Below are 21,537 nucleotides of genomic sequence, written 5' to 3' on the forward strand. Positions count from 1 at the left end.
TTTGCGACTATGGTAGCCAGATGAGCGCTGTTTGGCGACAAAGGTTTGACGGCGCTAAAAAAATTCCAACCGATTCCATCGTCCCGCGAGGAGAAACAACCATGACCGGCAAAATAACCGCGTTCGACCTTGTCCAGGCGGAGCTCGGCGAGGCGACGAAAGCCTATTTCGACAAATGCGAGGAGAAGCTCGGCCTCGTGCCCAACGTGCTTCTGGCCTACGCCTTCGACGAGAAGAAGCTGCGCGCCTTCACCGACATGTACAACGATCTGATGCTGGGCGAGTCCGGTCTGTCGAAGCTGGAGCGCGAGATGATCGCCGTGGTCGTCTCCTCGATCAACCACTGCTTCTACTGCTTGACCGCGCATGGCGCGGCGGTGCGCCAGCTGTCGGGCGAACCGGCGCTCGGCGAGATGATGGTGATGAATTTTCGCGCTGCCGAGCTGTCGGACCGGCAGCGCGCCATGCTCGAATTCGCGGTCAGGCTGACCGAGGAGCCGGCTAAAATCGTCGAGGCCGACCGCGCCGCCTTGCGCCAGGCCGGCTTCACCGACCGCGACATCTGGGACATCGCCTCGACCGCCGCCTTCTTCAACATGTCGAACCGGGTGGCAGCTGCGGTCGACATGCGGCCCAACCCCGAATACCACGCCATGGCAAGGTGAGCTCGTTACATTAGACTCAACTTGACATCGATTGCCTGTTTTTCGTTTTGGTCCGATGATCAGGATTGCGGCAAGGCCGCATATCCGGATTGCAGCATCGCTGCATATCGCAAGCGGCGTGGCCGCATGCCGGCTCGACGCCGCCGACAAAGGAGGAGAACATGGCGAAATTTCTCTATGTCTATCACGGCTCCGGCAAGATGCCGACCGATGACGCAGAACGGAAAGCGGCTATGGATGCCTGGACCGGCTGGTACGACAAGCTCGGCTCGGCCGTGGTCGACGGCGGCAATCCGGTTGGCATGTCGAAGACGGTGCTACCGAGCGGCAAGATCGAGAACAATGGCGGCAGCAATCCGACCGCCGGCTACACGATCGTCGAAGCCAAGGATATCGACGATGCCGTCGCCAAAGCCAAGGACTGCCCGATCCTGATGGACCCGGCTTTCAGCGTCGAGATCGCGCCGATCATCGAGATGATGTAACGCTTGGAGTCCGCGCTGCATCGCACGAGGCCGGATTTCCGGCCGCGACTTCCTGCTGTCGTCTTCGTGGCCGCCTTCTTCGACAGGTCGAACCGGCGGCCACCGCGATCGGCTTGCGGCCGAACCGACTGCGCAATGGCCCGGTAGGCCACGCCGGTTCCATCATCGGTCCTGCGGCTTTCCTTCGTTGACAGGCCGGCGCTTGCGGCTAGTCTTTTGGGAAACAAAATTTCCATTGGGTGAACTCGTTCCTGAACCTGTCTCGAATGGGAGCCGTCATGCTGGACCGAATCGCCAAGCCCAAACTTCTCCTTTGCATCCTCACCGTCATAGCCGGCCTCGCCGCGCCGCCTGTGCAGGCCTTCGAGGCGGCAACCGTCTATCAACCCATTTTCGAGGCAGCCGCCGACAAGACGGTAACCCTAACCGGCCATGACCTGACCATCGACCAGGTCATCGCCATCGCGCGCAACGGTGCCAAGGTCGAGCTTAGCCCGGAGGCGCTGCAACGTTCGGCGGATGCTTATGGCTTGCTGCTCGAGGGTGCGGCCGAAGGCGTCACGATCTACTGGTTCAATCGCGGCGCCGGCGACCAGCGCGAAACCGTGATCTTTTCAGGCGATCCGACCACGCCGGAAAACACCAAGCTGCTCAAGGACCAGCAGCTCGCGCGCTTCAAGGGCGGCGTGAACCGCGGCTATGGGCCGGAGCTGCAAGAGGAGGCGCTGGTGCGCGCGATCATGGCCATCCGCGCCAACACCATGTCCTACGAGGCGGCCAGCCCGCAGCTGACGCATATGCTCGTCGACATGCTGAACAAGCGCGTCACGCCGGTCGTGCAATCGCGCGGCACGCTCGGCGAGGGCGACCTGGCGACGCTCGGCAATATCGGCGCCGCCATGGTCGGCGAAGGCGATGCCTATCTCAAGGGCGTTCGCATGCCGGCCGCGCAAGCGCTCGATCAGGCCGGGCTGAAGCCGCTCGAACCCTTCGCCGCCGACCAGGCGGCGCTGATCAGCACCAACGCCTATGCGCAGGCGCAGGCCGTCCTCCTGCTGGAGGACACGCGAAAACTGCTGGAATGGACCGACCTCAGCTACGCCATGGGGCTGAACGGCATGAACTCCAGCGTGACGCCGATCTCCGCGCCGGTGCAGTCGATGCGGCCTTATCCGTGGCTGACCTGGGACGCCGCCCGCGTCATGGACATGATCAAGGGCAGCTATCTCTTCGATGACGATCCGGCCCGCATCATCCAGGATCCGGAAAGCATGCGCGCCTCCAGCCAGCGCCAGGGCTCGGCTTGGCAGGCCTGGGCGGATTTGCGCGATTCCGTGCTCCTCTCCATCAATTCCTCGGATCACAATCCGGCGATCCTGCCCGGTCTGACGCCGCAGAGCTCGCCGGAACTCAGCACGCCGCAGTTCATGAAATACTACATCAAGGGCGGCCCGCTCAGTAATGGCAAGTCCGGCTATATCTTCTCCAACGCCAATTGGGACCCGTACCCGATGGCCAACCAGGTCGAGGCGCTCACCAACGCCTTGACCAATCTCGGCGTCGCTGTGGCGCAGCGCATCGAGCGCTTCCGCAACCCCTTCTTCACCGTGGTCAAGCCGGCCGACGTGCTGAAGCCGGACGAGCGCAAGGACATTCCGGGCTTCGACGGCTACCTGCCGACCGATCTGTGGCAGGAGTTGGCCGATCTCGGTTCGCCGGTGACGCCGAACGGCCAGGCGATCGTCGCCACCGTCGAGGACCTGGAAGCGCAAACCCGGATCAAGACGCAACGCGCCCGCGAGGCGGTCGACGTGTCGTTCCATCTGCTGGCGCAGGACCTGTTGACGGCAAGCTACTGGATGGAGATCCGCAAGACGCAGAACCCGCAGCGGAAATTCGGCGAAGCACCGACCGCGGCTCTCGCCGCGTTGCGCCAGGCGATCCCATGGCATCAACCGACGTCGGAACGGCAGAAGCGGCCGCTCGGCATGGTCGCCTACGATTTCATGCAGGAGAACCCGGCCTCGAAATTCTATGCGGGCGGACCGCACCCGCCGGCTGCGGCGGCGCTGCCCTCGGCCGGCGTGCTGCCCAAGTAGCTCAAAGCAATTCCAGGAGAAGCGTGACGCGGTTTTCCGTCCGGAATTGCTCCACACTGAAGAGATGGAGCTGGTCGTCCTTTCCAGAAACGATGAACAGCTCTACCGCGCGGCGATAGCTGCGGCGGCGCCCGCCATCGTCGTGGCGCTGACGCGGTTGGCGATCTTCATGGCGCGCTTGCTCTTCAGCAGCCGGCGCGCCTGCGAAGCGGCCAGCACCCAGGCGAGGTCGATGACGACCAGCACGAGCGCCATGGTCAGCGTCAGCTCGACCCAGCCGATCACGCTGACCGAAGCCAGATCGATGATGGTCGGCAGCAGCGCCAGATAGAACATCATGATTTTTGGATTGCCGAGCGTCACCGCCATGCCGGCAAGGAAAAGTTTCAGGGGCGAGTCCTCGCGCGGCATCTCGCCCTCCTTCGCCTCGACCGGTGCCGTCCACATCTTGAACGCGAGATAAGCAAGGTAGGCGACGCCAACCCATTTCACAACGACGAAGGCGTAGTGGAAGGTTTGCGCCACGACGGCGAGCCCGAACACCGCCAGCGAAAGCCAGACGCCCTCGCCGATCCACATCGCCAGCAGGAACGGGAAGACGTCGCGGAACCCTTTCGAGATCACCCGCGCCACCAAGGCTGCGATCGACGGGCCGGGCGAGCCAGCGGCGACAAAGAGCGCGGCAGCGAAGATCAGCAACGAGGCGAGATGCATGGGGTCGATTCCTGCAAATAGGAAATAGACGATAGCTGATCAGAAGCAATTTGGCACTCCCGGCAAAGCGCAGCCGTTGACCAAGGAGACAATAATTGTCAGCGTCGACGCCTCGATCAGCCTCTTTCCTCCCGTTCACGGCAGGCAAGCGCATATGTATTTATCGAAGGCCAACGCAACGCCGTCAAGGCATGCCGATTATCCGAAATGCCCGGCAGGGCAATGAGGGGCAGCGCCAATCTCGCCCCCTAAACCTTGCCCCTTCGTCAACGTCCCGCTAGAAGACCCATTCCGACGTCCATTTCGGGCATCGCTTTGCCTCAGTAACCGCCGGTCTCGCCAACTCCTCCGAATGCACCGCAGGCGCAGCTTTAGCGGCCCTGCATCTGTTCACGTGTTCTTCAGGCGGCGGTTCGAGACCGGTTTGGCATTGCTGAGCCGCCGTCGCGTGCAATCCGCGCCGACGCCTGACTTTCAAACACGCAGTCTTCGCCACGCCGTGGCCCGTGAGCATGATCCCGAAAAGTGGTATCCGGTTTTCGGAAAAGATCATGCTCAACAACAAGGGGCATCTCGGACATCGCCGGCCTGACGGACTTCCCGACGGGAAGGGCCTACCGGCATGTCTCGAACTTTGTGCGTACGTTGGACGATTGCGCCCGCAATCGCGCCACGACCTTTCATCAACTGCAATCGCTGCGGCGGCCTCAAGCCTTATCGATGCGGCGGGAAATTCCGCGTCAATGCCAACGGCAAGCGCATTGACGTCTGGCTGATCTATCGCTGCGTCGACTGCGACAACTCCTGGAATTTCGCCATCCTGGAACGGCGAAACCGCCGCGACATCGAGCCGGCGCTGCTCGCCGCGATTGAAAGCAACGATCAGGACCTTGTCCGCCGCCACGCCTTCGACAGCGCGATGCTGCGCGACCGGGCTGGCCGGATCGAGGAATCTCCCGGCGTCACGGTCCGAAAGGAGCTTCTGGCCGGCGAGCCGGGACGCGCGACCACGCTCGCGATCGAACTTCGGATCGAGGGCACGACGCCTTTGCGGCTGGACCGCCTGCTTGCCGGCGAGCTCGGCCTATCGCGGTCAAGGCTTCAGGCCCTGGACGACCGCAAGCGATTGACCATCGAGCCCGATGGCGGAAGGGCCTTGCGCAAGCCCGTGCGTGGTGGCCTGGCAGTGTCCATCGACCTCGCCGGGGACGCGGATTGCGCCGCGATCGTCTCGGCTGCCTGCGGCTGAAACAAAAAAAGAGGGAGCAACCGCTCCCTCTTTCGAACTTTCCATGGAACCTTACGCCGCTCCCATCACCTTGGCGGCCTTCTCGAAACGCTTGCGCTCGTTCGGGTCGAGATGGAGCTTGCGCAGGCGGATGGTCTTCGGCGTCACCTCGACCAGCTCGTCGTCCTGGATCCAGGCGAGCGCCCGCTCCAGCGTCATGCGGATCGGCGGCGTCAGCTTCACCGCTTCGTCCTTGCCGGCGGCGCGGATGTTGGTGAGCTTCTTGCCCTTGAGCACGTTCACTTCGAGGTCGTTGTCGCGCGAATGGACGCCGATGATCATGCCCTGGTAGACCTTGACGCCCGGATCGATGATCATCGGGCCGCGGTCTTCCAGGTTCCACATCGCATAGGCGACCGATTCGCCCTGCTCGTTGGAGATCAGCACGCCGTTGGTGCGGCCGGGCAGCTCGCCCTTATATGGCTCATAGGCGAAGAACAGGCGGTTCATCACGGCGGTGCCGCGCGTGTCGGTCAACAGTTCCGACTGATAACCGATCAGGCCGCGCGTCGGGGCATGGAAGACCAGGCGCTGGCGGTTGCCGCCGGACGGGCGCAGCTCGACCATCTCGGCCTTGCGCTCCGACATCTTCTGCACGACGACGCCGGCATGCTCCTCGTCGACGTCGATGACGACTTCCTCGACCGGCTCCAGCAGCTGGCCATCCTCGCCCTTCTGCATGACGACGCGCGGACGCGACACGGCAAGCTCGAAGCCCTCGCGGCGCATTGTCTCGATCAGCACGGCGAGCTGCAATTCGCCGCGGCCGGACACGAAGAAGGAATCCTTCTCCGCCGATTCCTCGATCTTCAGCGCGACATTGCCCTCGGCCTCGCGCAGCAGCCGGTCGCGGATGACGCGGCTGGTCACCTTGTCGCCCTCGGTGCCGGCAAGCGGCGAGTCATTGACGAGGAAGGACATGGTCACGGTCGGCGGGTCGATCGGCTGCGCATGCAGCGGCTCGCTCACCGCCGGATCGCAGAAGGTGTCGGCGACGGTGCCTTTCGACAGGCCGGCGATGGCCACGATGTCGCCCGCCTGCGCTTCCTCGATCGGCTGGCGCTCGAGGCCGCGGAAGGCGAGGATCTTGGAAATGCGGCCGGTCTCGATCTGGGTGCCGTCATGGTGCAGCACCTTGACCGCCTGGTTGGCCTTCAGCGTGCCGGACTCGATGCGGCCGGTGATGATGCGGCCGAGGAACGGATTGGCCTCGAGGATGGTGCCGATCATGCGGAACGGGCCGGGATGGACCGTCGGCGCCGGCACATGCTTGACGACTAGGTCGAACAGCGGTGCAAGACCCTGGTCCTTCGGACCCTCGGGGTTTTCCGAAACCCAGCCGTCGCGGCCCGAGCCGTAGAGGATCGGGAAATCGAGCTGCTCGTCGGTGGCGTCGAGCGCGGCGAAGAGGTCGAACACCTCGTTGACCACTTCGATATGGCGGGCATCCGGACGGTCGATCTTGTTGATGACGACGATGGGGCGCAAGCCGACCTTGAGCGCCTTGCCGACGACGAACTTGGTCTGCGGCATCGGCCCTTCGGCGGCGTCGACGAGCACGATCGCCGAATCCACCATCGACAGGATGCGCTCGACCTCGCCGCCGAAATCGGCGTGTCCGGGCGTGTCGACGATGTTGATGCGGGTGCCATGCCAGTCGACCGAGGTCGCCTTGGCCAGGATGGTGATGCCGCGTTCCTTTTCGAGGTCGTTGGAATCCATGGCGCGCTCGGCGACGCGCTGGTTGTCGCGGAAGGCGCCGGACTGTTTCAGGAGCTGGTCGACGAGGGTGGTTTTGCCATGGTCGACATGCGCGATGATCGCGATATTGCGGAGGTTCATTGTCTGGTCTCGGGAGTGTTGCAGGCAGCAGGCCCAGAGGCGCCGCCTTTTTCGGTTGCGCGGCTCATACAAGGTTTTTCGCATTTGCGAAAGGGGAGGCCCGACCCCAAATACATGGTCACTGATTCTTAAACGTCTTGGTGTGAAATGATTCCGTTAACCAAGGCGGAACCTTTGAGGGGCCGGACAGTTCGATGTTCATGACCGATCCTATGTCCAGATTGCGTCCGGTTTTTGCGTGGGCCGCGCTTGGCGTGCTCGTCGCGGCCGGCGCCGCGCAATCGGCGGCTACGCTTCGGCAAGCCGACCCGATCGCGCCGCCCGACGCCAGGACCGCGCAGCAGATGTTCGCCGACGCCCCCGACGGCGTCGACCCGATCGTCACCGGCCCGGTCAGCGCCGCCTTCAAGCAGCGCCAGAAGGATGCCAACTGCGACACTGCGGTCTGGCCGAAAATTCCCCGGGCTTGCTACCCTGATTGACGCTCTTCATCGCATTTCCGAATTGGTTCTGGACCACGGCAGCGCTTTGACGTCACGGCATAGATCTTTGACGCTGCTGCTCGCCTAGGGTGCGTTGAGATTCAGGTCAGGCCGAGCCGAGAACGGTGGTTTCCGAGAACCGGAGCGGAGCGTACTTAAAGTACGTGAGCACCGGAAGCGCAGGAAACCATTGTTCGCAGGCCGGCATCACCTGAATATCAACGCAGCCTAAGCCGACCGCACCGGATCGAGCGTGACCTTGTAAAGCTCGTTGTCGTCGCGATCCATCAGCCGCACGGTGAGCTGTTCCGTCGCGCCGGAAATGTCGACCAGACCGAAGAACTGCAGCCCGGCCGACGGCGGCAGGTTCTGGCCCTGCTCGGCGGTCGGCGCCTTGATGAATTTCAGCTCCGGCCCGAAGGTCATGTCGAGGTCGTTGGGGCCGAAGGTGCCGGCGTGGATCGGACCGGAAACGAATTCCCAGAACGGATTGAAATCCTGGAACTGAGCCTTGTCGGGATTGTAGTAATGCGCCGCGGTGTAGTGGACGTCGGCGGTCAGCCACACCGTGTTGGTAATCCCGGCATTCTTGATGAAGCGCAGCACGTCGGCGAATTCCAGCTCACGGCCCTTTGGCGCACCGTTGTCGTTGTTGCTGACAGCTTCGAAGCCGACCTTCTTCGCCGCGTCGTTCCAGACGACCAGGCTGAGCGGCATGTCGGCGGCGATGACCTTCCACGTCGCCTTGGAATTCGCCAGCTCGCGCTTCAGCCACTTGGACTGCTCCTCGCCGATCATGCGCGACTTCGGCGTCAGCGTCTCTTCCATGTCGGGGCCGTTCGGGCCGCGATAGGAGCGCATGTCGAGGAAGAACACGTCGAGCAGCGGCCCATGCGAGGCCTTGCGGTAGACGCGACCCGGCTCCGACGGCTCGTAGCGGATGGTCGTCATTTCATGGAAGGCGCGAGCCGCCCTGGCCGCCAGCACATGGATCGACTTTTCCTTGTAGCGATCGTCGGCGGTCAGGTCCTTGGAATCCGACCAGTTGTTGAGCACCTCGTGGTCGTCCCACTGGTAGAAGGTCGGGCAGATGGCCGACAGGCCAAGCACATGCTTGTCCATCATGTTGTACTTCCACTGGTCGCGGTACTCGTCCAGCGTCTCGGCCACCTTGCGCTTGCCGTCGATCATGACGACGTTCTTCCACTTGCCGCCGCCGGGCAGGTCAACCTCGTCCTTCATAGCGCCGTCGGCATAGATCGTGTCGCCGGAATGCAGGAAGAAGTCCGGCGTGTGCTTGGCGATGGTCGAATAGGTCTTCATGCCGGTCTCGTCGATACCCCAGCCCTGGCCGGCGGTGTCGCCCGACCAGGCGAAGCGCACGTCGCGCTTCGACGACGGCGCGGTGCGGAAGCGGCCGACGATCGGCTCGGACACGGCATTGATGTCGGAAAGATCGGCAGCAGTCATGCGGTAGAAGATGTCCTGATCCGAGGCGAGATCGGTGAGCAGCCGCTTCACCGTGTAGTCGCTGGCCGGCGAGGTATCGAGCGCAGCCAGCCGCGTCGCATTGGCGAAACTTTCGGTGGTCGACACTTCATACATCACGCGCGCCGGGCGATCGGTGCGGGCCCAGACCATGCCCGACGTGGCGTCGACGTCGCCGGACTGGACGCCATGCGTGAACGCCGGACGCTGGCTGGCGCGGGAATAATAGGGCAGCGCCAGACCGGAGGCGCCGACAAGGCCGAAGGCGCTGGCCGAAGTGACGAAGGCGCGGCGGGTGAGCGAAAGCTTGTTCATGGCTGTCTCCGGGATGGCATTGAGCGGGACCGCCAAGCTCTCGCCTCAATGTTTCAGGCGCATATCGGAACCATGAAGTTTTGATAACAGTCGACATCTTCCTTCTCCCCTTGTGGGGTGAGAAGCGGTCCGCGCAGCGGACAAAAAGCCAATTGCTTGGCTTGTCGAGCTTCGAACGCCCTGAGCCTGCGAAGGGCCGGGTGGTGGATCGGCGCGCAGCGCCGAGACGGATGAGGGGTGTTCCAGCGGAGTGAGACGCTGATACTCCAGCGGAGTGAGACGTCGGCGTTCCCTGGAGCACCCCTCATCCGGCCGCTTCGCGGCCACCTTCTCCCACAAGGGGAGAAGGGAAAGTCGCGCCTCAAGCCGCCTGCGGTTCCGGCTCGAACGCCGGCCTGCTCGTATTGATCAGCAGCGAAATACAAGCCGCCGCGATACCCGTCATGCCGGCAATCAGGAAGGCCAGCTCGTAATTGCCCTGCAGCTCGCGCATCGTGCCGCCGAAGGCGGCGGCGGCCGCGGCGCCCACCTGGTGGCCGGCGACGATCCAGCCGAACACGATCGGTCCGCTGCGGTCGCCGAACGCCTCGTTGGCAAGCCTCAGCGTCGGCGGCACGGTGGCGATCCAGTCGAGCCCGTAGAGCACGGCGAAGATGACCAGGCTGGTCGCCGAGAAGCCGGAATAGGGCAGGTAGATCAGCGACAGACCGCGCACCGCGTAATAAACGCCGAGCAGCTTGCGCGGATCGAAACGGTCGGTGAGCCAGCCGGACAATGTCGTGCCGATCAGGTCGAAAATGCCCATCATCGACAACAGCCCGGCCGCCTGCACCTCGCCGATGCCCATATCGCCGCAGAAGGCGATGAGATGCGTGCCGACGAGGCCGTTGGTGGTGAAGCCGCAGACGAAGAAGGTGGCGAACAGGTACCAGAACACCCGCGTGCCCGCCGCGCGGCGCAGCGTGTTCAGCGTGTGCGCCAGGAAATTGCCCTGCGATGCAGGCGACACCGGCGGCACGTCGCCGGCATCGGCGCCGTAGCGAACCTGGCCGATCGAAGCCGGGCGCTCCGGCACCAGCAGCAAGACGAACGGGATCAGCGCTGCGGTGGCCAGCGCCACGGCGATCGCCACCGGCTTCCAGCCGCCGCTCTGCGCCAGCGAGGCGATGAGCGGCAGGAAGACCAGCATGCCGGTGGCGCTGGAGGCCGACATCAGGCCCATTATCAGGCCGCGATTGGTCTTGAACCAACGGTTGACGATGGTGGCGCCGAGCACGCTCGCCACTGCGCCCGAACCGATGCCGGAAAACACGCCCCAGGTAATGAAAAGATGCCATGGCTCAGTCATGAACAGGCTGAGCGCGGTCGATCCCGACATCACCAGCAGCGAGCCGAGCAGCGTACGGCGCAGCCCAATGCGTTCCATCAGCGCCGCGGCGAACGGACCGGTCAGCCCGTAAAGCAGGATGCCGACGCTGGCGGCCCAGGACGTTACGTCGCGATGCCAGCCGAAGCTTTCCTCCAGCGGCACCATCATCACCGAGGGCGCCGAACGGAGCCCGGCCGCGATCAGCAGGCACAAGAAAATGACGGCAACGACGACGAATGCGTAGCGCTGGCCAAACGGACGGGACTGGATTATCATGTTACTGACCGGTACGTTGCAATGGGGTGAGACCATACATACGTACCGGTCAGTAACATTGTCAAGCGAGTTGTTTGAATGCCATCCGACAATAAAATTGAAGCGTCGATCAGCGAGCCCCCTGCTCCCAGGGCGGCGGACAAGATCCTGGACGTGGCGCGCGACCTCTTTTACCGCGAGGGCATAAGAGCGATCGGCGTCGACGAGATCGTCAGGCGCGCCGGCGTCACCAAGCCGAGCCTGTACCGCAGCTTTCCGTCCAAGGACGAGCTTGCCGCCTCCTATCTGCGGAAATACGACCTCGAATTCTGGGAGCGCTTCGACGAGGCAGTCGACGCGCATCCGGGCGATCCGCGCGCGCAGATTATCGCTTTCCTGACCCGCGTCGGCAAACGCACGCAAAAGCCGGACTATCGCGGCTGCGGCATGACCAATGCTGCGGTGGAATATCCCGAGCGCGGCCACCCCGCGCGGGTGGTGAGCGAGAACAACAAAGTCGAATTGCGCCGGCGACTGCGCGCCATGGCCGCCGCAATGGGCGCCGCCGATTCCGATACGCTGGGTGACGGCCTGCTACTGCTCATCGAAGGCGCCTATATCAGCGGCCAACTTTTCGGCCTGGGCGGACCGGCGGCGGCGGTCGCCCGCAACGCCGACCTCTTGATCGAAGCCAGCTTGAAGAAATAGCGATTGACGTTACGCTTCCGGCAACTCGAACGGAGTTGCCAGTAATGCGAGCTCTTCTGATCCCGGTTGCCCTCGCCGGTTTCTGCCAGGCGGCCCAGGCCGGCGACATCTCCAGCGCCTATACCGATCTCGACTCGAAGAGGGACTGCGTGACCTATGCGCAGGCCGGGGAAGGCGACGGCGACTGGGCGAGCCTCGTCTGCTCAGGCTATCGCGGCTACCCGGTGCTGATCGGCTACGACGACGCGCGCGAATCCGTCTATTACGGCTTTCCGTCCGACGACATGACCGCGATCTGGGAGAGCTTCACCGCCTTCAACGGCTCCGGCCCGAAAGTGGAATGGCGCATCGAGACCAATGGCGACGTCGCCATCCCCTTCGCCGCGATCCACCGCCGCTCCGTCAACAATCCCGAGGACGAGAAGAAATCGACCGATGTGCTGGTCGTCGCCAAGGTGGCGCAACCGGAAGAGCACCAGGGCTGCACGATCGGCCTGGTTTTAGCCACCGGCAATCCGCAGGCCAACGACCAGGCGCGCAAGCTCGCCGACGAAAAGGCGAAGACCTTCGCCTGCGGCAAGGACAAGCGAGAGGTGATCGGCGACGTGCCGCCCTTCGGCCGGGTCGACAATTAACCGGGCCTCGCCAACCATAGGGCCAGAGCCGCATCGGGTTCCCATTCGCCTCGCTGCCTAGTAAACCCTTGCGCGATTGCAGCCGGTCTCGGGAGGTCCGCTTGTCCAGTTCTGTCAGCGTCGCAAACGAGAACGGCGTGGCGGTGGTCACCATCGACAATCCGCCTGTCAATGCGCTCAGTTTTCATGTCCGCAAGCCGCTTTATGAGGCGCTCACCGCTTTGCGCGACGATCCCGCCGCGAGGGCCATCGTCATCGCCTGCGCCGGGCGCACTTTCGTGGCCGGCGCCGACATCACCGAATTCGGCAAGCCGGTCGAGCAACCGGAATTGCGCGCCATTATCGCCCTGCTGGAAACGATTCCCAAGCCGACGGTCGCCGCCATCCACGGCACGGCGCTGGGCGGCGGGCTGGAACTGGCACTGGGCTGCCATTTTCGCGTCTCGGACGCCGCCGCCAAGCTCGGCCTGCCGGAGGTAAAGCTCGGCCTGTTGCCGGGCGGCGGCGGGACCGTACGTTTGCCACGCCTGGTCGGCGCCGCGAAAGCGCTCGGCATGATCGTCTCGGGCAGCCCGATCTCGGCCGGCGAGGCAAAGGCCGCCGGTCTTGCCGATGCGGTTGTCGACACCGATCTCTTGGCAGAGGCGGTTCGTTTCGCCCACGAAATGGCTGATCGAGGCGGGCCGTTCGTGCCGGTGCGTGACCGCAATGACCGCCTTGCCGGGTCCGATCTCGCAGCCTTCGACCGCCAAGCCGCCGATCTGGCAAGAAAAGCCCGCGGACTGGACGCGCCGCTTGCCTGCGCCGAAGCCGTGCGCAACGCGATCACCTTGCCGTTCGACGCAGCCCTCGCGGCCGAGCGGCAGCTTTTCCAAAAGCTCGTTTCCGGCGACCAGTCGCGCGCGCAGCGGCATCTTTTTTTCGCCGAGCGCGAGGCGGCGAAGGTGCCGGGCAAGGATTTGCGGAAGCGCCGGATAGAGCGCGTCGGCGTGATCGGCGCCGGCACCATGGGCGGCGGCATCGCCATGGCCTTCGCCAATGGCGGTCTCCCGGTGACTTTGCTCGAGACGAGCGAGGAGGCGCTGCGCCGCGGACTGGCGACGATCGAGAAGAATTATGCCGTCTCCGTCAGCCGCGGCTCATTGACCGAGGAGGCGAAGCAAAAGCGGCTTGATCTGTTCAAGAGCAGCACCGACTACGCCGATCTCGCCGATTGTGATTTGATCATAGAGGCCGTGTTCGAGGACATGGCGGTCAAAAAGGACGTCTTCGGCAGGCTCGACGCGATCGCCAAGCCTGGCGCCATCCTCGCCACCAACACCTCCTATCTCGACGTGAACGAAATCGCCGCCTCGACCTCGCGGCCGCAAGATGTGCTCGGCATGCATTTCTTTTCGCCGGCAAACGTCATGAAGCTCCTTGAGATCGTTCGCGCCGAAAAGACCGCGCCCGAGGTGCTGGCGACGGTCACCGACCTCGCGCGGCGCATCGGCAAGGTCGCGGTCGTCGTCGGCGTCTGCCACGGTTTTGCCGGCAACCGTATGCTGTCCGCGCGCGGCGCCGAGAATGAAGCGCTGTTGCTGGAAGGCGCGACGCCAAGCCAGGTCGACAAGGCGTTCACCGATTTCGGCTGGCCGATGGGGCCGTTCCAGATGGGCGATCTCGCCGGCCTCGATATCGGCTGGCGCAACCGCAAGGCGCGCGGCCAGACGGCTGTGATCGCCGATGCGCTGTGCGAGCAGGGCCATTTCGGCCAGAAGACCGGGCGCGGCTGGTACCACTATGAGGCCGGCTCGCGTGAGCCGGTTGCCGATCCGGAAGTCGAGGCGCTGATCCGGGCGAAGGCGGAAGAGCTTGGGATCCCTCATCGCGAGATCGGCGCCGAGGAGATTCTCGAACGCACGCTTTATCCCTTGGTCAACGAGGGCGCGAGGATTCTCGAGGAAAGCGTCGCAGCACGCGCGTCCGACATCGATGTCGTCTGGGTCAATGGCTACGGCTTCCCGATCGGCAAGGGTGGGCCGATGTTCTGGGCCGGGGTCGCAGGCGCGGCGAAGATCGTCGAGCGGCTGGAATTCTGGCATGGGCGGACCGGCCGGCCGATCTTCGAGCCGGCGCCGGCGTTGAGGCGGTTTGCCGAGATGGGATCGTGGGCGGTTGCGGGCGGATAGCGGCGTTACGCCGCGATCCTTCGCGCCCCCCTCTGGCCTGCCGGCCATTTCCCCACGAGGGGGAGATTAGCTGTTCCGGCGCCCCGCCCGTTCCTGCGACGTAGGAGATTGGCGAAAGCCGAGGCGACGGCTGATCTCCCCCCCTTGTGGGGGAGATGTCCGGCAGGACAGAGGGGGGCGCTGTCCCGCCAGCGCTTCCAGCCTCGCACTGTCCCTATCCACCAAATTTGACCACGTGGACAAATCTCAGGCGCCGTTCCATAGTCGCTCGTCTGACATTTTTGAACGGCCGGCTCGACACGGCTGTCGAACAGAGGGGCACTTCAATGGAAAACGAACGTAGCAAAACGCAACGCGCCGGCCTGTCGCGGCGCAACGTGCTGGAACTCGGCGCGCTCGGTCTCGCGGCCACCGTGCTGCCCGGCGCGGCCTTCGCCAAGGACAAGAAACTGAAGGTGGCGGCGATCTTCGCCACGCCGATCGAGGAGCCGTGGGACAACCAGATCCATGTCGCCCTGCAGAAGGCCGAGAAGGAGCTGGGCATCGAATACAAATGGTCGGAAAAGGTGCAGACCGCCGACTTCAGCCGTGTGATGCGCGAATATGCTCAAGGCGGCTACCAGCTGGTGCTGGGCGACGCCTTCGCCGCCGAGCGCGAGTCGCGCCGCACGGCCAAGCAATTCCCGAAGACGGCATGGCTGTTCGGCTCGGGCGCCGGTCCGGCCGAGCCCAATTTCGGCGTCTTCGACAACTGGATCCATGAGCCCGCCTATCTCTCCGGCATGATCGCCGGAAAGATGTCGAAATCGGGCACGGTCGGCGCCGTCGCGGCGATGGGCATTCCGGAAGTCAACCGGCTGGTCAACGCCTTCTTTGCCGGCGCCAAGGAGGTCAACCCGAACGTCAAGAAGAAGGTCGCCTTCATCGGCTCCTTCTTCGATCCGCCCAAGGCCAAGGAAGCGGCCGTGGCGCAGATCGATGCCGGCGTCGATGTCATCTATGCCGAGCGCTTCGGCGTCATCGAGGCGGCCGTGGAGAAGAAGATCTTCGCCATCTCCAACATGTCCGACCAGTCCAGCCTCGGGCCGGATACCGTCATCACCGGCCCGGTGTGGGACATGTACCCAACGGTCGAGCAGGCGATCAAGCTGGTCAAGGCCGGCGTCTTCACCGCGCAGGACTATGGCGATTTCTCGCGCATGGCCAAGGGCGGCTCGTATCTGGCGCCCTTCCACAAGTTCGACAAAACGCTGCCGGCGGACGTCAAGGACCTGGTCGAGAAGAAGAAGGCCGAGATTCTCGAAGGCAATTTCCGCGTCGACGTCGACGAGAACACGCCGGTTTCGGATTGACGCCTGGGGCGGCGCGAAGCCCCCCTCTCTGTCCTGCCGGACATCTCCCCTTCAAGGGGGGAGATTGGCAGTTCCGTCGACGGCGCTCGATCTTTTTCAACGTCGAAAGTCGGCGAAGGCTGGCGTGACATTCAATCTCCCCCCCTTGAGGGGGACATGGCCGGCAGGCCAGAGGGGGGTGCGCCAGGCACGCCCTTTCAAGTTTAGCCAATCCTGCAGGAGCACCCTTGTCCGCCCCACTCATCGAAATGCGCGGCATCACCAAGAGCTTCGGCGCCGTCAAGGCGAACGAGGCCGTCGACCTCAGCGTCGCACCCGGCGAGATTCTCGGCCTGCTCGGCGAGAACGGCGCCGGCAAGACGACGCTGATGAACGTGCTGTTCGGCGCCTATGCGCCGGACGCCGGCGAGATCCTGGTCGAAGGCAGGCCGGTCGCCATCCACAATTCCGCCGACGCCCTGGCCGCCGGCATCGGCATGGTGCACCAGCATTTTCACCTCGCGCCGCGCCTCACGGTGCTGGAGAACCTCCTGATCGGCATTCCCGGCAAATCCGGCCGCATCGATCGTGCTCGCGGGCTTGCCCGCCTGGACGAAATCAGCCGGCAATATGGGCTGAGCCTCGATCCGAACCTGCCGGTGTCGGCGCTGTCGGTCGGCGAGCAGCAGCGGCTGGAAATCGTCAAGGCGCTGTTCCGCGGCGCCAGGCTTTTGATCCTCGACGAGCCGACGGCGGTGCTGGCGCCGAGCGAAGTGGACGGCCTATTCGCCGCCCTTCGCTCGATGACGGCGCAAGGGCTCGGCATCATCTTCATCTCGCACAAGCTCAACGAAGTCAGGGCCCTCACCCATCGCTGCGTCGTGCTGCGCCACGGCAAGGTCGCCGGTCGCGTCGATCATCCGGCAGGCACCACATCGGCGGAAATGGCCAAGCTGATGTGCGGCCACGAAATCGTCCCGCCGGTCAAGCAGGCTTCGACGCCCGGTGCTTCCGTGCTGACGCTCGACGGCATATCCACCTCCGCCCACGCCGGCACGCCGCTGCGCGAGGTCTCGCTTTTCGTCCGCGCGGGCGAGATCCTCGGCATCGCCGGCGTTTCCGGCAACGGCCAGCGTGCGCTGGCCGACGTCATTTCCGGCATGCTGCCGCCGAGGGCTGGCACCATGATGATAGCCGGCAAAGCGGTGACGCATTTTTCGCCGCGCGAGCTGCAGGCGCTCCGGCTCGGCCGCATCCCGGAAGACCGGATGACGACCGGCCTCGTCACCAACCTGCCTTTGGCCGACTCCATGGTGCTGCCGCGTATCGGCACCGAGGCCTTCAGCCGCAAAGGATTGCTCAATCCCGCCGCCATCCGCGCCTTTGCCGAGCAACAGATCAAGGCCTATGACATACGCTGCCCCGGACCGATGGTGCGCGCCGGCGCTCTGTCCGGCGGCAATCTGCAAAAGGCGCTTCTTGCGCGCGAGCTCGCTTTCGACCCCAAGGTGCTGATCGTCTCGCAGCCGACGCGCGGCCTCGACATCGGCGCCGCCCGCTTCATCCACGAGAAATTCCTCGCCATGCGCGCCAGGGGCTGCGGCATCATCGTCATCGGCGAGGACCTCGAGGAATTGCTGATGCTCTCGGATCACATCGCCGTGATGTATGAGGGCCGCATCGCCGGCACGCTTTCGAGCGCTGACGCCACCGTCGCAAGGCTCGGCCTGATGATGACCGGCGCGGAGGGGCACGCCTGATGTTTCGCCTCGAAGCCCGCACGTCGACGCCGGCCTGGTTCAACCTCGCGCTGCCGCTGGTCGCCATCGCCGCCACACTAGTCCTATGCAGCGGCCTCATCGCTGTGACCGGCGCCGGCGTGATCGAGGCCTATGGCGTGATGCTGTCTGCATCCCTCGGCGACAGCTACGCCATCACCGAGACGCTGGTGCGCGCCGCCCCGATGATCTTCACCGGCCTGGCGGTGGCGATCGCCTTCCGCGCCAAATTCTGGAACATCGGCGCCGAGGGCCAGCTGCTCGCCGGCGCGGTGGCAAGCTGCTTTGTCGGCGCCATCCCGATGCCGGGCTACCTCGCCATGCTGCTGATGGCCCTTGTAGGCGCCGCCGCCGGCGCTCTCGTCGCGCTGGTGCCGGCGACATTGCGCGTCAAATTCAAGGTCGACGACGTGGTCAGCTCGCTGCTGCTCAACTCGGTCATCTATTACGCGCTGATGGCGCTGATCGAGGGGCCGTGGAAGGACACCTTCTCCGGCTACCCGATCTCGCCGCCGATCGAGGATTCGGCCAATTTCCCGGTGCTGATCGAAGGCACAAGGCTGCATCTCGGCGTCATCGCGGCGCTGATCGCCGCACCCCTTTGCTGGTTCCTGATCGCCCGCACCACACTTGGCTTCCGTATCCGCGTCACCGGCGAAAACCCGGAAGCCGCGCGCTATGGCGGCATCAACGTCCAGCGCGTGCTGCTTTCCACCGCGCTGCTCTCCGGCGCGCTGGCCGGGCTGGCCGGCGTCGGCGAGGTCGGCGGCGTCCACTTCCAGGTGATGAGCGACATCTCGCCGGGTTACGGCTATTCCGGCATCGTCGTCGCGATGCTTGCCAGGCTCAACCCGCTCGGCGTGGTACCGGCGGCGATCTTCCTGGCCGCCGTCATGACCGGGGCCGAGGCGATGTCGCGAGCGACCGGCGTGCCGGCGTTCTTAAGCGATGTCATCCAGGGCACGGCGCTGCTGGCCATGCTGGTGGCGCTGCTGTTCACCGCCTACCGCATCCGCCGCGTGGGAGCGCAAACATGAGCGCGGTGTTCGAGCAGATCTTCCAGGTCGGCTTTCTCGCCGCCATCATCCGCATCGCCACGCCGCTTGCTTTCGCGACGCTCGGCGAAATGTTCTCCGAGCGCGCCGGCGTGCTCAATCTCGGCATCGAAGGCATCATGCTGCTGTCGGCGATGGCCGGATTCACCGCCGCGAGCCTCAGCGGCAGCCTTTGGCTGGGCGTGCTGGTGGCCGCGCTGGTCGGGGCGCTGATGGGCGCGCTGCATGCGCTGTTCACCGTGGCGTTGGGCCTCAGCCAGCATGTCTGCGGCATCGGCGTGACGCTGTTCTCATCCGGCCTTGCCTATTTCCTCTACCGGCTGATCTTCGGCCAGCAATCGGTGCCGCCGAGCATCGACGGCTTCAAGACGGTGCCGATCCCGCTGCTTTCGGACATCCCGATCCTCGGCCCGGCGGTGTTCAACCAGTTCACGCTGGTTTATCTCGCAATCATCGCCGTTCCGCTCGCCGCCTTCGTGCTCTATCGCACGCCATGGGGGCTGTCGGTGCGCATGGTCGGCGAGAATCCGCGCGCGGCAGATTCGGCCGGCGTCAGCGTGATCGCCACGCGCTTCCAGGCGGTGATCCTCGGCGGCGCGCTGATGGGCCTTGCCGGCGCCTTCCTCACCATGGCGCAGTTCAACGCCTTCACCTTCGGCGTCGTATCCGGGCGTGGCTGGGTGGCGATCGCGCTAGTCGTGTTCGGCCGCTGGGATCCCTGGCGCTCGGCGGGCGCGGCGCTGCTTTTTGCCTTCGTCGATGCGCTGCAGCTCAGGATGCAGGCGAGCGGCCTCGGCCACATCCCCTACGAAGCCTTCCTGATGCTGCCCTTCATCTTCACCATCGTCGCCATGGCCTTCATGTCGCGCAGCGCGGTCGCGCCTTCGGCGCTGCTGAAGCCGTTCCGGCGGGAGGAGCGGTAGGCGGTAGGACTCGGCGCCCTTTCCTCTCCCTCCGGAGGGGGGAGAGGTGGTGCTGCGAAGCAGCGACGGAGTGGGGGAACCACCTTGCAACCGCCGCCGACGGATATTGAAATGGGCCCAGGCGCACGAATCTTCCTGCGCCGCGCCAGGGTCGACCCCACTCCGTCGAGCTGCGCTCGACACCTCTCCCCCGATCGACGGGGTAGAGGAAGGGCGCCTGGCCGTCCCTGGACGAAGAACACGGACCTTGGAAAGCCTGCGTGCCGTTGACGAAGCTCAATTCATGGGCGAGGCGGCTAAGGCCGCTCGAGCGATTGATGTTTGCCCGCGAACACTCCGGAGCTCGGTTCGAGCGGTTTTGGCCAAATCGCCCCTGTTCCGAAAGCCACCAGACCGCGCCCGGCGATGAGTATGAAAAACCCCGAATTGGCCTTGCATAAAAATCTTGTTCCAGAAATCGCCCAAAAATAACAATCGACAAAGTCTACTATCTTTATAGATTAATGGTCGCGACGGAGGATCGATCATGTCCTACATTCAGAACGCCCAACGCAAAGGCCAGAGGCTTGCCGCCGACCAGAGCTGGAGGCCCGCCTATGGCGGCACGTTCGCCTATCTCGTCTTTGCGCTTGCCTTCGTGTTCACCGGCGCCGTCGTTTTCGGGATCATCCCCTGACTGAGCGGGGCCAGGGCAATTCCAGGAAAATTGTGAGCGGTTGGGCTCGGCGGCTTCGCCGTAGCCGTCCGCCCGGAATTGCTTAAACCAAAGACCCCGCCGTACAAGAATCTGAGTTGAGTAATCGGAGCTGAAGAAGGCCGGCGCGCTGTTGCGCGCCCAAAATGGATTTGACTCGGGGTTCGGAGCGGGGCGACCCAACGTGATGGAGGAGATGGCAATGCCGATCGAGTTCACGCATGTTCCAGGCAAGCCTGCCAATGGCAGCTTCTTCTACGATTTCGCCGAGACGGCGACCAAATTGTCGCTGATCGAGGACGCCGGCTTTCGCAAGCTGGTGGTGGACGATCCGGCCGGACTGCTTACCAACATGGACATCGCCGCGCAGACGCTCGACCGCACCGGCTCGCTGGAGGTGGTGCTGACGCATTGGGCCGGCGTGATCGAGCCGACGGTGGCGGCAAGGCAGATCGCGGCGCTCGACCGTAGAAGCGGCGGGCGTCTGTCGCTTCGCATGCTGAGCGAGCCGCTTGAAGACAGCGACGCCGAGGCGCGGCCGGTCGGCCACAGCGTGGTGTGGCAGCGCATCGACGAATATCTGGTGTTGCTCAAGCGCCTGTGGTCGAACGACAGGCCCTTCGACCATGAGGGCGCCTTCTACAGCGTGCGCGGCGGCTTCGTGCCGCGCAAGGGCCCGCATGGCGCCGATCTCGTCATCCGGCTCGGCGGCCAGTCAGGCACCGCGCTGAAGGTCGCCGGCAAGCATGCAGATGTCTTCGAGCTGACCGCCGGTTCGCCCGACGAGGTGAGGCAATTGATGGAGCGCGCGCGCAGCGCCGCCGCCGAGCACGGCCGCGGCGGCAGGCTGCGCTTCGCGCTTCCGGTAGCCATCCGCCCGAACGGCTGGACGGGCGCCTCGGATCACAAGGCGGTCGAGATTGCCGGGCCGCCGGCGGGGCTCGCCTTGGCGCTGTTGCCCTATGCGGCGCTCGGCATCGAGGAGTTCATGATCGGCGGCATCGACCGCCTGAGCGAGATCGCCCGCATCGGGCGCGAGACGATCACGCTGGTCGCGAATTCGCTGGCGCGACGCGGGACGCAGGTCCCGCAGCCGGGTGCGTTCGCCTCGCACCCCTTTGCGCAACACTGCGCGTCCTAGACTAATGCCACTGCACAGGAATTTTGACCGGTCGGCTGTTTGCGTTGGCAGGTGGCATGCGTTGGAGATTGGCCGAAACGCCCATCGCGATCGTCATTC

18 protein-coding genes are annotated in these 21,537 nt (G+C 64.5%); 14 read left to right on the top strand and 4 right to left on the bottom strand.

Features of this window, described 5'->3' with window-relative positions:
- Positions 1 to 101: 101 nt before the first annotated feature.
- The 3 genes from FJ980_RS15795 (at position 102) to FJ980_RS15805 (ending at position 3,249) form a co-directional block, all read left to right on the top strand.
- Entirely contained in the window at positions 102 to 665 is a 564-nt protein-coding gene (locus tag FJ980_RS15795) for a peroxidase-related enzyme (RefSeq protein ID WP_140544223.1), read from the top strand.
- A 161-nt stretch (positions 666 to 826) separates the two neighbouring features.
- A complete protein-coding gene (locus FJ980_RS15800; RefSeq protein WP_140544225.1) occupies positions 827 to 1,150 on the top strand; it encodes a YciI family protein in 324 nt (107 codons plus the stop codon).
- A 278-nt stretch (positions 1,151 to 1,428) separates the two neighbouring features.
- Positions 1,429 to 3,249: an aromatic amino acid ammonia-lyase gene (locus tag FJ980_RS15805; RefSeq protein WP_140544227.1), complete on the top strand. Its 1,821-nt coding sequence runs from the start codon at positions 1,429 to 1,431 to the stop codon at positions 3,247 to 3,249.
- Positions 3,250 to 3,351: 102 nt separating this feature from the next.
- On the opposite strand, the gene FJ980_RS15810 is transcribed toward FJ980_RS15805, so the two are convergent.
- A complete protein-coding gene (locus tag FJ980_RS15810) occupies positions 3,352 to 3,963 on the bottom strand; it encodes a LysE family translocator (RefSeq protein WP_095769756.1) in 612 nt (203 codons plus the stop codon).
- A 622-nt stretch (positions 3,964 to 4,585) separates the two neighbouring features.
- Here FJ980_RS15810 and FJ980_RS15815 point away from each other — a divergent pair.
- Positions 4,586 to 5,212 (top strand): DUF1062 domain-containing protein, encoded by a 627-nt coding sequence (locus FJ980_RS15815; protein WP_140544229.1) that lies wholly within the window; start codon positions 4,586 to 4,588, stop codon positions 5,210 to 5,212.
- A 51-nt stretch (positions 5,213 to 5,263) separates the two neighbouring features.
- Here the strand turns inward: FJ980_RS15815 and typA are convergent, their stop codons facing one another.
- The gene (typA, locus tag FJ980_RS15820) at positions 5,264 to 7,093 is read right to left on the bottom strand and encodes a translational GTPase TypA (RefSeq protein WP_140544231.1); all 1,830 of its coding nucleotides are present in this window, start codon (positions 7,091 to 7,093) and stop codon (positions 5,264 to 5,266) included.
- Between the two features lie 200 nt (positions 7,094 to 7,293).
- On the opposite strand from typA, the gene FJ980_RS15825 reads away from it, so the two are divergent.
- The gene (locus FJ980_RS15825; protein WP_140544259.1) at positions 7,294 to 7,575 is read left to right on the top strand and encodes a hypothetical protein; all 282 of its coding nucleotides are present in this window, start codon (positions 7,294 to 7,296) and stop codon (positions 7,573 to 7,575) included.
- A 228-nt stretch (positions 7,576 to 7,803) separates the two neighbouring features.
- Here the strand turns inward: FJ980_RS15825 and FJ980_RS15830 are convergent, their stop codons facing one another.
- Positions 7,804 to 9,378: an alkaline phosphatase gene (locus FJ980_RS15830; RefSeq protein ID WP_140544233.1), complete on the bottom strand. Its 1,575-nt coding sequence runs from the start codon at positions 9,376 to 9,378 to the stop codon at positions 7,804 to 7,806.
- A gap of 361 nt (positions 9,379 to 9,739) precedes the next feature.
- Positions 9,740 to 11,023, bottom strand: coding sequence for an MFS transporter (locus tag FJ980_RS15835; protein WP_140544235.1), 1,284 nt, complete (start codon positions 11,021 to 11,023; stop codon positions 9,740 to 9,742).
- Positions 11,024 to 11,101: 78 nt separating this feature from the next.
- Here FJ980_RS15835 and FJ980_RS15840 point away from each other — a divergent pair, with 78 nt between their 5' ends.
- From FJ980_RS15840 to FJ980_RS15890, 9 genes are all read left to right on the top strand, one after another.
- A complete protein-coding gene (locus tag FJ980_RS15840) occupies positions 11,102 to 11,710 on the top strand; it encodes a TetR/AcrR family transcriptional regulator (RefSeq protein ID WP_140544237.1) in 609 nt (202 codons plus the stop codon).
- A 44-nt stretch (positions 11,711 to 11,754) separates the two neighbouring features.
- A complete protein-coding gene (locus tag FJ980_RS15845) occupies positions 11,755 to 12,345 on the top strand; it encodes a hypothetical protein (RefSeq protein ID WP_140544239.1) in 591 nt (196 codons plus the stop codon).
- A gap of 101 nt (positions 12,346 to 12,446) precedes the next feature.
- Complete coding sequence (locus tag FJ980_RS15850) at positions 12,447 to 14,516, top strand: 3-hydroxyacyl-CoA dehydrogenase NAD-binding domain-containing protein (protein ID WP_140544241.1); 2,070 nt, start codon at positions 12,447 to 12,449, stop codon at positions 14,514 to 14,516.
- 326 nt (positions 14,517 to 14,842) lie between these two features.
- Positions 14,843 to 15,868, top strand: a complete 1,026-nt coding sequence (locus FJ980_RS15855) for a BMP family protein (RefSeq protein ID WP_140544243.1) — start codon at positions 14,843 to 14,845, stop codon at positions 15,866 to 15,868.
- A gap of 227 nt (positions 15,869 to 16,095) precedes the next feature.
- Entirely contained in the window at positions 16,096 to 17,607 is a 1,512-nt protein-coding gene (locus FJ980_RS15865) for an ABC transporter ATP-binding protein (protein WP_140544245.1), read from the top strand.
- Entirely contained in the window at positions 17,607 to 18,662 is a 1,056-nt protein-coding gene (locus FJ980_RS15870) for an ABC transporter permease (protein ID WP_140544247.1), read from the top strand. Before FJ980_RS15865 ends, FJ980_RS15870 begins: the two co-directional genes overlap by 1 nt.
- Complete coding sequence (locus tag FJ980_RS15875) at positions 18,659 to 19,603, top strand: ABC transporter permease (protein ID WP_140544249.1); 945 nt, start codon at positions 18,659 to 18,661, stop codon at positions 19,601 to 19,603. Before FJ980_RS15870 ends, FJ980_RS15875 begins: the two co-directional genes overlap by 4 nt.
- A 526-nt stretch (positions 19,604 to 20,129) precedes the next feature.
- The gene (locus FJ980_RS15885) at positions 20,130 to 20,279 is read left to right on the top strand and encodes a hypothetical protein (protein ID WP_140544253.1); all 150 of its coding nucleotides are present in this window, start codon (positions 20,130 to 20,132) and stop codon (positions 20,277 to 20,279) included.
- Between the two features lie 220 nt (positions 20,280 to 20,499).
- Positions 20,500 to 21,438 carry an LLM class flavin-dependent oxidoreductase gene (locus tag FJ980_RS15890; protein ID WP_140544255.1) on the top strand — a complete coding sequence of 313 codons (939 nt, stop codon included), beginning with the start codon at positions 20,500 to 20,502 and terminating at the stop codon, positions 21,436 to 21,438.
- Positions 21,439 to 21,537 lie beyond the last annotated feature (99 nt).

Origin of the sequence: Mesorhizobium sp. B1-1-5, assembly GCF_006443065.1 — a bacterium.
Classification (GTDB): Bacteria; Pseudomonadota; Alphaproteobacteria; order Rhizobiales; family Rhizobiaceae; genus Mesorhizobium.

Coding starts and splice junctions, on each gene's coding strand:
- FJ980_RS15830 (WP_140544233.1), bottom strand. CDS start 9,378: ATGAACAAGCTTTCGCTCACCCGCCGCGCCTTCGTCACTTCGGCCAGC.
- FJ980_RS15825 (WP_140544259.1), top strand. CDS start 7,294: ATGACCGATCCTATGTCCAGATTGCGTCCGGTTTTTGCGTGGGCCGCG.
- FJ980_RS15875 (WP_140544249.1), top strand. CDS start 18,659: ATGAGCGCGGTGTTCGAGCAGATCTTCCAGGTCGGCTTTCTCGCCGCC.
- FJ980_RS15855 (WP_140544243.1), top strand. CDS start 14,843: ATGGAAAACGAACGTAGCAAAACGCAACGCGCCGGCCTGTCGCGGCGC.
- FJ980_RS15890 (WP_140544255.1), top strand. CDS start 20,500: ATGCCGATCGAGTTCACGCATGTTCCAGGCAAGCCTGCCAATGGCAGC.
- FJ980_RS15840 (WP_140544237.1), top strand. CDS start 11,102: ATGCCATCCGACAATAAAATTGAAGCGTCGATCAGCGAGCCCCCTGCT.
- FJ980_RS15815 (WP_140544229.1), top strand. CDS start 4,586: ATGTCTCGAACTTTGTGCGTACGTTGGACGATTGCGCCCGCAATCGCG.
- FJ980_RS15800 (WP_140544225.1), top strand. CDS start 827: ATGGCGAAATTTCTCTATGTCTATCACGGCTCCGGCAAGATGCCGACC.
- FJ980_RS15870 (WP_140544247.1), top strand. CDS start 17,607: ATGTTTCGCCTCGAAGCCCGCACGTCGACGCCGGCCTGGTTCAACCTC.
- FJ980_RS15810 (WP_095769756.1), bottom strand. CDS start 3,963: ATGCATCTCGCCTCGTTGCTGATCTTCGCTGCCGCGCTCTTTGTCGCC.
- FJ980_RS15835 (WP_140544235.1), bottom strand. CDS start 11,023: ATGATAATCCAGTCCCGTCCGTTTGGCCAGCGCTACGCATTCGTCGTC.
- FJ980_RS15845 (WP_140544239.1), top strand. CDS start 11,755: ATGCGAGCTCTTCTGATCCCGGTTGCCCTCGCCGGTTTCTGCCAGGCG.
- FJ980_RS15805 (WP_140544227.1), top strand. CDS start 1,429: ATGCTGGACCGAATCGCCAAGCCCAAACTTCTCCTTTGCATCCTCACC.
- FJ980_RS15795 (WP_140544223.1), top strand. CDS start 102: ATGACCGGCAAAATAACCGCGTTCGACCTTGTCCAGGCGGAGCTCGGC.
- typA (WP_140544231.1), bottom strand. CDS start 7,093: ATGAACCTCCGCAATATCGCGATCATCGCGCATGTCGACCATGGCAAA.
- FJ980_RS15885 (WP_140544253.1), top strand. CDS start 20,130: ATGTCCTACATTCAGAACGCCCAACGCAAAGGCCAGAGGCTTGCCGCC.